Genomic DNA, 9,134 nt, shown 5'->3' with positions numbered 1-9,134 from the left:
GCTGGACGACCTTCCCGGCGTCCACGACCAGCACCTCGTCGGCGCGCTCGGCCGTGGAGAGCCGGTGGGCGATGGTCAGCGTCGTCCGGCCGTTCGTGAGCGTGTCCAGGGCCCGGGTCAGCCGTCGCTCGGTCGCGGGGTCGACCGCGCTGGTGGCCTCGTCGAGAACCAGCAGGTCGGGGTCGGCGACGTAGGCGCGGGCGACCGCCACCAGCTGCCGCTCCCCCGCCGACAGGGACTCGCCGCGCTGCCCGACCGGCGTCGCGACCCCGGCGGCCAGCCCCTCCAGCCAGGTGCCGAGACCCAGTTCCTCGAAGGCCACGGCCACCTGGGCGTCGGTCATCCCCGGCCGGCCGTAGCGCACGTTCTCGGCGATCGTGGCGTCGAACAGGAAGCCGTCCTGCGGCACCATCACCACGCGCGAGCGCAGCGACGCGAAGGCGACCTCGTCCAGGGGAACCCAGCCGTCGCGGTCGTTGCCGAGCAGCACGCGTCCGCCGACCGGGTCCATCAGCCGGGTCACCAGCTTGGCGAACGTCGTCTTCCCCGACCCCGTCTCGCCGACGATCGCGACCCGCTGCCGCGGCTCGATGGTGAGGTCGACGTCGTCGAGGGCCGGCCGGGCGCCGGGCGCGTACCGGAAGGACACCGAGTCGAACCGCACGCCGAGCGGGCCGAGCGGCAGGTCGCGGACCCTGTCCGGGTCGGCCAGCGCCGGGTCGCGGACGTCGGGCTCGGTGTCGATCACGTCGAGCACGCGGCGGAAGCCGGCGACGGCGTTCTGCGCCTCGTTGAGCACCTCGCTCGCGGTCTGCACCGGTGCGACGAACAGGGTGACCAGGAACAGGAAGGCGACGAGGGTGCCGGCCGAGATCTCCCCGGCGACGCCGAGCAGGACGCCGACGACCACGACGGCCGCGTTCGCCAGCGCGGCGACGAACTCGCCGCTGACGAACACCGCGGCGGTGACCTTCTGGGCGTCGACCGAGGCGCGGTAGTGCCGGTCGATGGCGCCGTCGATGCGGTTCGCCGTCCGGGAGCCGACGCCGTAGGCGCGCACCGTCGGAGCGCCGACGACGGACTCGGCCACGGCCCCGAGGACGTCGCCCACCCGCTCGCGGACGACGCCGTAGGCGTCGGCCAGGCGCTTGGCGAACCAGCGGACGGCGACGGCCAGCGGGATGAAGCAGGCCAGCACCAGCAGCGTGAGCTGCCAGCTGTAGACGGCCATGACGACGGTGGCCACGACCAGCTGGCCGACGCTGACCAGCCCGAGGACGCCCCCCCACTGCATGAACACCGAGAGCTGGTCGACGTCGCTGGTGACCCGGGAGACCAGGGAGCCGCGGCGCTCGCCCTGCTGGTGCAGGACCGACAGGTCGTGGACGTGGCGGAAGGCGCGGACCCGCAGGCCGGCCAGGGCGGTCTCGGTGGTGCGGAACAGCCGCACGTTCATCCGGTAGATCGCGACCGCGGTGATCAGGACGACGAGCGCGCAGAGCAGCACGAGCTGTGTGATCAGCCCGAGGTCGGGATCACCGGCGGCCAGCCCCCTGTCGATGACCTGCTGGACGGCGATGGGCACGACGACGCGGCCGGCCGTCGCCACGAGGGCGAGCGCGAAGGTGATCGGCAGGCCCCTGCGGAACTCCGGCATCATCCGCAGGCCGCGCCGCAGGGTGGCGAAGGTGCCTTCCGTGCGGCGGTCGGCGGGGAGGACGACTCGCTCGTCGGCGGTCGCGGTCACGCCGCCACCTCCGTCTGCGAGTAGGCCCGCACGAGGGCGGCGTAGGCGGGGACGTCGGCGAGCAGCTGCTGGTGCGTGCCGCGGGCGAGCACCCGGCCCTGCTCGAGCCACACGACCTCGTCGGCCAGCGAGATCGTCGCCTGGCGGTAGGCCACGACGACGACCGTGGTCGGGGTGTCGCTGGAGCGGAGCGCGTCGAGGATGCGGGCCTCCACGCTGGGGTCGACGGCGCTCGTGGCGTCGTCCAGGACGAGCAGCCGGGGCCGGCGGACGACAGCACGTGCGAGCGCCAGCCGTTGCCGCTGCCCGCCGGACAGGGTCGCGCCCCGCTCGCCGACCCTCGTGTCGAGGCCGTCGGGCAGGTCGGCGACGAACCGGTCCGCGGCGGCCACCCGCAGCGCCGCCCAGACCTCGTCGTCGCTGAACGGGTCGTCGAGGGTGACGTTGCCCCGCACGCTGTCGTCGAAGAGAAAGGTGCCCTGCGCGACGAACGCCGCCTGGGAGCTGACCTCGCCCTCGCGCAGCCGCCGCAGGTCGACGCCGTCGAGCACGACGGAGCCGTCGCTGGGGTCGACCAGTCGCACCAGGAGGCCGGCGAGCGTCGACTTGCCCGATCCGGTGGGGCCGACCACGGCCACGGTGCTGCCGGCGGCGACGTCGAAGGTGATGCCGGAGAGCGTCGGGCGTTCCCCGCCGGCGAAGGTGAAGCCGACATCGGTGAGGTCCACCGCCGCGCCGCCGGTCCCCGCCGCCGCGCCGTCCGGGCCGTACGGCGTCTCCCCGGTGGCGTCGAGCACCGGGGTGACGCGGTCGAAGCCGGCCAGCGCGCGCGGCAGGTCGGCGAGCACCCAGCCGATGGCGCGGATGGGCAGCGCGAGCAGCATGAAGAGGTAGGCGATCGAGACGAGGCTGCCGGCGTCCGTGCTGCCGTCGGCGACCCGGCCGGCCCCGATCAGGAGGACGGCGAGGGTGCCCAGGTTGGGCAGCGCCTCCATGAGCGGGTCGAAGAGTCCGCGCACGCGGCCGACGGCCACCAGCCCGTCGCGGAGTTCCTCGGCGCGCGCGCCGAACCGCTCGGTCTCCGACGCCTCGCGGCCGAGGGTCTTCACGACCAGGGCGGCGTCGAAGCTCTCGTGGGCGATCTCGCTGACCTCGGCACGCAGCTGCTGGGCGCGCTGCATGCGCGGGCTCATCACCTGCGAGTAGACGACGTTGACCGCGAAGACCAGCGGGAAGACGACCAGCCCGACGAGGGCGATCAGCGGGTCGATGAGGAAGAGCGCGACCACGGTGATCGCGATCATCACGATCGCCCCGCAGGCGAAGGGCAGCGGTGCGACGAAGAACCAGGAGGCCTCGACGTCGGAGTTCGCGTTGGACAGCAGCTGACCGGTCGGGTGGCGCTGATGCCAGGACAGCGGCAGGCGGAGGTACTGCCGGGTGACGCGCCGCCGGTAGTCGGCCTGCAGTCGGTAGCTCATGATGCCGGCGAAGAGCCGGCGGCCGAGGATGCCGACGATCTTGAGCAGCGCGACGCCGATGATCGCGGCCGACGCGAGCGCCAGCGCCGACGCGGTGGTGACCCCGTCGGCGAACGACGGCAGCAGCACGCGGTCGGTGACCTCGCCGATCACCCAGGCGCTCGCCACGGTCATCGCGCCGTACAGGCTGCTGGCGAGGACGGCGAGGGTGAACATCCCCGGCTGCTCGGTGATCGCCCGTCCGATGTGTCGGAAACCCCGCCGGACGACGGCGTCTCGGCGGCGGGCCACGGTGCTCCTTCTGATTCTGCGACGGGTCTCGGATGCTACGCGGTCGTTAGAACGGCTAACCGGAAGCGACGCGGGGGCCTCTGGGTAACCTCCGGCGATGACCGCGTCTTCCGTCTCGTTCGCCGCACGCGAACGGGCTGCCCTGGCCGACCTGCTGGCGGGGCTCGGCCCGGACGCGCCGACGTGCTGTGCGGGCTGGACGACGGCACACCTCGCCGCGCACCTCGTGGTCCGCGACCGCCGTCCGGACGCCATGCCCGGCTTCGCGCTGGAAGTGCTGCCGGCGGCGCGGGCGCTGACCGCCCACTCCCACCGGCTCGAGGAGCAGCTCCGGGAGTCCACGCCGTACGGCGACCTGGTCGACCGCGTGCGCCAGGGCCCGCCGCGGTGGCTGCCGGGCGGCTGGCCAGGGATGTCCGCGATCGACATCCACGAGTTCGCGATCCACCACGAGGACGTCCGCCGCGCCCAGCCGGACTGGTCCCCCCGGCCGCTCGACCGGGCGGACCAGGACACGCTGTGGCCGGTCGCCCGCTTCTACGGACGCCGAGCAGCCGGCCGGCGAGGTCTGGTGCTGCGCCGCTCGGACGTCGACGGTGTCGAGAAGCGGATCGGCCCGGGTGGGCGCACGGTCACCGGCGAGCCGATGGAGCTGCTGCTCTGGGCCGCCGGCCGCCGCGACGTCGCCTGGGTGGCGGTCGCCTAGGTGTACTGGTCGGATCCTCCACCTGCCGGTCTGCGGCAGCGGGGACGGCGGCGTCCACTCCACGGCGGCGGACATCCACGGCCTGTGGTCGGCCCTGTACGCCGGACTGATCGTGCCGACGGACCGGTGGGCGGAGATGGTGCGCCCCCGCAGCGACGTGCCATTGGAGTCGATGCGGTACGGGCTGGGCTTCTGGCTGCACCCGACGGGTGACGCGGTGATGCTGCAGGGGGGTGACGCGGGGGTGTCGTTCCGGACCGTCCATTCCGAGGCGGCCGGGGTGACCCACACGGTGCTGTCCAACACGACGGCGGGCGCCTGGCCGGTGACGGCCCGGCTCAGCGAGGTCCTCAGGCTGTGAGCGACGGGCCGCCCTGGCCGGTCACCGGGTGGTCGGCCTCGTGACGGACGGGCACGCCGGCGCGGGCCAGTTCGTCCTTCACGTCGCCGATCCGCATCAGCCCGAAGTGGAACACGCTCGCGGCGAGGACGGCGTCGGCGCCGGCCTCGACCGCGGGCGGGAAGTGCTCAGGGGCACCCGCTCCCCCGCTCGCGATCAGCGGCACGCTCACCTCGCGGCGCGCCGCCCGGATCAGGGCGGTGTCGAATCCGGTGCGGGTCCCGTCGGCGTCCATTGAGTTGAGCAGGATCTCCCCCGCTCCCAGGTCGGCGGCGCGGACCACCCATTCGACGGCGTCCAGCCCGGTGCCCCGCCGTCCCCCGTGGGTCGTGACCTCGAAGCCGGAGTCGGTGGTCGCGCCGTCCTGGCACCGGCGCGCGTCCAGGGACAGGACGAGCACCTGGTTGCCGAACCGGTCGGCGATCTCGGCGATCAGCTCCGGGCGGGCGACCGCCGCGGTGTTCACGGCGACCTTGTCCGCCCCGGCGCGCAGCAGCCGGTTCACGTCCTCGGCGCTGCGCACCCCTCCCCCGACGGTGAGCGGGATGAAGACGGTCTCCGCCGTCCGGCTGACCACGTCGTAGGTGGTGGCGCGGTCGCCGGAGCTGGCGGTGATGTCGAGGAACGTCAGTTCGTCGGCACCCTCGGCGTCGTAGACCCGGGCCATCTCCACCGGGTCGCCGGCGTCGCGCAGGTCGACGAAGTTCACGCCCTTGACCACGCGCCCCGCATCGACGTCGAGGCACGGGATCACCCGCACGGCCAAGCTCATGCGCCCGCCCAGCGCACCGCGTCCGCCTCGATCTCCACCAGCATGTCGGGGTCGATCAGGGCGCTGACCTCCACCATCGTGGTGGCCGGCCGGACGTCGCCGAGCACCTCGCCGTGCGCCCGGCCGATCTCCTCCCACCGCGAGATGTCCGTGACGAACATGCGGGTGCGGACGACGTCGGCGATCGTGAAGCCCGCCTTCTCCAGCGCCACCCGGATGATCGCCAGCGCCTGCCGAGTCTGCGCGGCGGCATCGCCGGGGTGGGCCACCTTGCCGTCGACCAGGGCCGTCGTACCGCTCACCCAGGCGGCGTCCCCTCGGACGACGACGCGGCTGTAGCCGACGATGCCCTCCCACGGCGCGCCGGAGCCGAGCCGGATGACGCTCACCGGACCTCCTCGGTGACGCGGAGCGCCTCCGGCAGCGTGAAGGCGCCGGCGTAGAGCGCCTTGCCGACGATCGCCCCCTCGACCCCCACCGCGGTCAGGCCGGCCAGCGCGCGGATGTCGTCGAGCGAGCTGACCCCGCCGGAGGCGACGACCGGGCGGGGCGTCGCGGCGCACACCTCGCGCAGCAGGTCGAGGTTCGGCCCGCGGAGCGTGCCGTCCTTGGTGATGTCGGTGACCACATAGCGGGCGCAGCCCTCGGCGTCGAGCCGGGCGAGGGTCTCGTAGAGCTCACCGCCCTCCTTGGTCCAGCCGCGTGCGGCCAGCCGCGTGCCGCGCACGTCGAGGCCGACGGCGATCCGGTCGCCGTACTCGGCGATCGCCCGGGCGCACCACTCGGGCGACTCCAGGGCCGCGGTGCCCAGGTTCACCCGTCGGCAGCCGGTGGCGAGCGCCGCGGTGAGCGACTCGTCGTCGCGGATGCCGCCGGAGAGCTCCACGTCGACGTCGAGCTCGCCCACCACGCGGGCCAGCAGCTCCCGGTTGCTGCCCCGGCCGAAGGCGGCGTCGAGGTCGACCAGGTGGACCCATTCCGCGCCGTCCCGTTGCCACTGCACCGCCGCGTCGAGCGGGTCGCCGTAGGACGTCTCGCTCCCGGCCTCCCCCTGCACCAGGCGGACGGCCTGACCGTCGACGAGGGGCTGGGCGCCTGCTTCTTCGGCGTCCCCGGGGAGCGGGTGGCGGGGTTCCGCGAGGCCTTCGGCGTGCCTCCGGAGTACCGGCCGGTCGGCTGCGTGTCCGTCGGCTACCCCGGGTCCGAGGACCGCCGCTCCCCCTCGCTGCGCCGCGGCCGACGCGGGCTCGACGAGGTCGTGCACCGCGGCCGCTGGTGAAGCGCACACTGGCCGGGTGACCGGTGGGTTTCCGCTGCGGCTGCCTCGCCGCGCGGGACGCCGTACCAATCTCGGCCTGCTCGCGCTGCTCCTGGTCGCCGGCGGCACGGGCGTGCTCGCCTACGCGGTGGGCAGCTCGGGGGCGAACGCGGTGGTCGTCGCGCTGCACGGCGCCGCCGGACTGGGTCTGCTGCTGCTCGTGCCGTGGAAGACCGTCGTCGTCCGGCAGGCCCGCAGTCGGCCGTCCGGACGCCGCGACCCGACCGCGGCCGCCGCTCTGGGAGTCCTCGTCGTGCTGACCGTAGGGAGCGGGGTGCTGCACTCGGTCGGTGTCGCCGGGCCGTGGTGGGCGCTGGGCGGCGTGACCGCGCTGCACGTGCACGTCGGTGCGGCGATCGCCGTCCTGCCGGTGCTGGCGATCCACATCTGGGGTGCGCGGCAACGGCCCCGCGCCACCGACCTCCGGCGCCGCACGCTGCTGCGTGCTGCCGGGCTGGGCGTCGGCGCCCTCGCGCTGTGGGCCGGGAACGAGGGGCTGCTCCGGCTGACCGGGGCCCCGGGGGCCGACCGCCGCGGCACCGGCTCGCACGAGCGCGGCACGGACGACCCCACGGCGATGCCGGTCACCCAGTGGATCGGCGACACCGTTCCGGCGACCACCGCGGACACCGTCGACGTCGTCGCCGGGAACCGACGTGTCCGGGTGCCGGTGACCGACCTCGACGCCGGTGACCGCGTCCGCGCCGTCCTCGACTGCACGGGGGGCTGGTTCGCCGAGCAGGAGTGGAGCGGGATCCGCCTGGACCACCTGCTCGCCGCCGTCGTCGGCAGCGACCTACCCGCCGACGGCAGCGTCGACGTCGTCTCCGTGACCGGTTTCCGCCGGAGGCTCCCACTGCGCGACGCCGGCGTCCTGCTGCTCGCCGTCTCCGCCGCCGGAGAGCCCCTGTCGTCCGGGCACGGGGCGCCGGTGCGGCTGGTCGCCCCGGGCCGGCGCGGCTTCTGGTGGGTGAAGTGGGTCCACCGGATCGAAGTCGTCGACGAGCCCTGGTGGCTGCAGTCGCCGTTCCCGCTGCAGTAGCCGGTCAGCCGAGCTCCGTCGTCGCCGCTACGAGCACGAGGTCGGCGCTGTGCGACCCGGCGACATCGAAGCCGGCCGGACGGGGCGTGTACCCGGGCAACCCGGCGAGCCCGGTGCTCCCGTCCATCACCCGCACCGTGACCGGACCGCCCTGCACCGCGAGCTCGACCCGCAGGCCGTTGTCGGGCGGTGCGTGGAAGGTCAGGAGGAGCCGGTCCTCGCCCAGCGCCTCCTCCGGCACCCCGCTCCCCCCGGCGCGCGCGCGGACGACGGTGCCGTCGGCGACCGTGATCGCGAGGGTCACGAACCGGACGCCGGGCCGCTGCGGCGTGACGGTCAGGTCGAACTCGCGGCCGTCCCCGGCGTCGCGCTGGCCGAGCACGTCGATCACCGGGGCGGACAGGTCGGCCGCAGGCGCGGTGCCGGAGGCGGTGCCGTCGGGGAGGTAGGGGTAGGGGTCCGGCAGGTCGCCGCCGTCCTGGAGGTAGGGCGCGGTCCACGAACCGGGGTCGGCCTCGGTGCTCGCCCACCAGGCCTCGCCCTGGTCGGTGTCCAGGACGTAGGCGAGCCGGGTCGGGACCGGGTGGTCCACGTCGAACCGGTCCACCGACAGTCCGATCAGTCCGCACGCGACGGCCACGACGGCCGCCACGCCAGGGACGGCGGCAGTCGTGGGCCAGGGCGCCTGCTCGTGGTCCCGTGGGAAGAGCAGCTCGAGCGCGGGCAGCACGGCGACGAGCAGCAGGGTCGCGACGACGGAGGGCGCCGCGCCGAGGCTCATCCCCATGGCAGGGAAGAAGAGCGCCACGGTCGGCGCGAGCACCACCACGGCGACCGCCCCTCCCAGGGCCGCGGCGGCCGCCCCGACGACCCGCCACGGAGCGAGGACGCCGACGAGCCCGGTGAGACCGCCCGCCAGCGCCGGCAGCGCGGCCAGACAGGACCCACCCGGGGCGACGAACGCCAGCACGGCACCGAGCACCGCGAACCAGACCAGGGCGCCCACGGCCAGCGGCACGGCTCCCACCCGCCGGCGCAGCCCGGCGTACCAGGCGAGCACCACGGTGGCGAGCAGCGCGACGGTGGCCAGCCGGTACCAGCCGGGGCGCCACGGGTCGAGCATCGGGGTGTACCCGGGCCGGATCAGCGCGAGCAGCTCCCACAGCCCCATCGCCGCCAGCGGAGCGAGGACCAGCGGGACGACGGCCAGCGCCGCACCGCCCGCCGTCGTCGGCAGGGAGCTGAGGCCCCCGACCTGGGCCTCCGGCAGGAAGCGCCGCGTCATCCGCCCGGCCCCGAGCGGGAGCGACAGGGCGACGTCAGGGTCCTCGTCGACGCCGCACGCGATCTCCAGCGAGCCGCCGCCGATGTCGAGGA

9 protein-coding genes and 1 pseudogene are annotated in these 9,134 nt (G+C 74.7%); 4 read left to right on the top strand and 6 right to left on the bottom strand.

The annotated features are described in order from the left end of the window. Positions 1–1,747 (bottom strand): ABC transporter ATP-binding protein (locus E4P40_RS23775; protein ID WP_245160548.1); only part of this gene is annotated, 1,747 nt, incomplete at its 3' end. Continuing rightward, on the bottom strand, positions 1,744–3,519 hold the full coding sequence (locus E4P40_RS23770) for an ABC transporter ATP-binding protein (RefSeq protein ID WP_135160844.1): 1,776 nt from the start codon (positions 3,517–3,519) through the stop codon (positions 1,744–1,746). The genes E4P40_RS23770 and E4P40_RS23775, both read right to left, overlap by 4 nt. A gap of 97 nt (positions 3,520–3,616) precedes the next feature. Between E4P40_RS23770 and E4P40_RS23765 the strand changes: the two genes are divergently transcribed. Together E4P40_RS23765 and E4P40_RS23760 are read left to right on the top strand one after the other, a co-directional pair. Continuing rightward, positions 3,617–4,225 (top strand): TIGR03085 family metal-binding protein, encoded by a 609-nt coding sequence (locus E4P40_RS23765; protein WP_135160843.1) that lies wholly within the window; start codon positions 3,617–3,619, stop codon positions 4,223–4,225. A 112-nt stretch (positions 4,226–4,337) separates the two neighbouring features. Beyond that, positions 4,338–4,586 carry a hypothetical protein gene (locus E4P40_RS23760; protein ID WP_209305489.1) on the top strand — a complete coding sequence of 83 codons (249 nt, stop codon included), beginning with the start codon at positions 4,338–4,340 and terminating at the stop codon, positions 4,584–4,586. Here E4P40_RS23760 and hisF read toward each other — a convergent pair. Genes hisF through priA form a run of 3 tightly spaced genes read right to left on the bottom strand, consistent with a single transcriptional unit; the run spans position 4,576 to position 6,454 of the window. Next, positions 4,576–5,397 carry an imidazole glycerol phosphate synthase subunit HisF gene (gene hisF / locus E4P40_RS23755; RefSeq protein ID WP_135160842.1) on the bottom strand — a complete coding sequence of 274 codons (822 nt, stop codon included), beginning with the start codon at positions 5,395–5,397 and terminating at the stop codon, positions 4,576–4,578. The genes E4P40_RS23760 and hisF overlap by 11 nt on opposite strands. Further along, positions 5,394–5,786 (bottom strand): RidA family protein, encoded by a 393-nt coding sequence (locus E4P40_RS23750; RefSeq protein ID WP_135160841.1) that lies wholly within the window; start codon positions 5,784–5,786, stop codon positions 5,394–5,396. The genes hisF and E4P40_RS23750 overlap by 4 nt, the downstream gene beginning before the upstream one ends. Further along, positions 5,783–6,454 (bottom strand): bifunctional 1-(5-phosphoribosyl)-5-((5-phosphoribosylamino)methylideneamino)imidazole-4-carboxamide isomerase/phosphoribosylanthranilate isomerase PriA, encoded by a 672-nt coding sequence (gene priA / locus E4P40_RS23745; protein WP_245160547.1) that lies wholly within the window; start codon positions 6,452–6,454, stop codon positions 5,783–5,785. Before priA ends, E4P40_RS23750 begins: the two co-directional genes overlap by 4 nt. Between priA and E4P40_RS23740 the strand changes: the two genes are divergently transcribed. After that, positions 6,365–6,676, top strand: coding sequence for a hypothetical protein (locus tag E4P40_RS23740; RefSeq protein WP_245160549.1), 312 nt, complete (start codon positions 6,365–6,367; stop codon positions 6,674–6,676). The genes priA and E4P40_RS23740 overlap by 90 nt on opposite strands. Positions 6,677–6,692: 16 nt before the next feature. Then, complete coding sequence (locus tag E4P40_RS23735; RefSeq protein ID WP_135160840.1) at positions 6,693–7,757, top strand: molybdopterin-dependent oxidoreductase; 1,065 nt, start codon at positions 6,693–6,695, stop codon at positions 7,755–7,757. 4 nt (positions 7,758–7,761) lie between these two features. Here E4P40_RS23735 and E4P40_RS29415 read toward each other — a convergent pair. Continuing rightward, positions 7,762–9,134, bottom strand: a pseudogene (locus E4P40_RS29415) (hypothetical protein); the annotation flags it as partial.

Source organism: Blastococcus sp. CT_GayMR20 (assembly GCF_004570345.1).
Note: the sequence above shows the minus strand (reverse complement) of the source record. Positions and strands in the feature narration are given on the sequence as shown.

What these genes read in the sequence shown, in the direction of transcription:
- E4P40_RS23765 (WP_135160843.1), top strand. Translation starts at nt 3,617, where the DNA reads ATGACCGCGTCTTCCGTCTCGTTCGCCGCACGCGAACGGGCTGCCCTG.
- hisF (WP_135160842.1), bottom strand. Translation starts at nt 5,397, where the DNA reads ATGAGCTTGGCCGTGCGGGTGATCCCGTGCCTCGACGTCGATGCGGGG.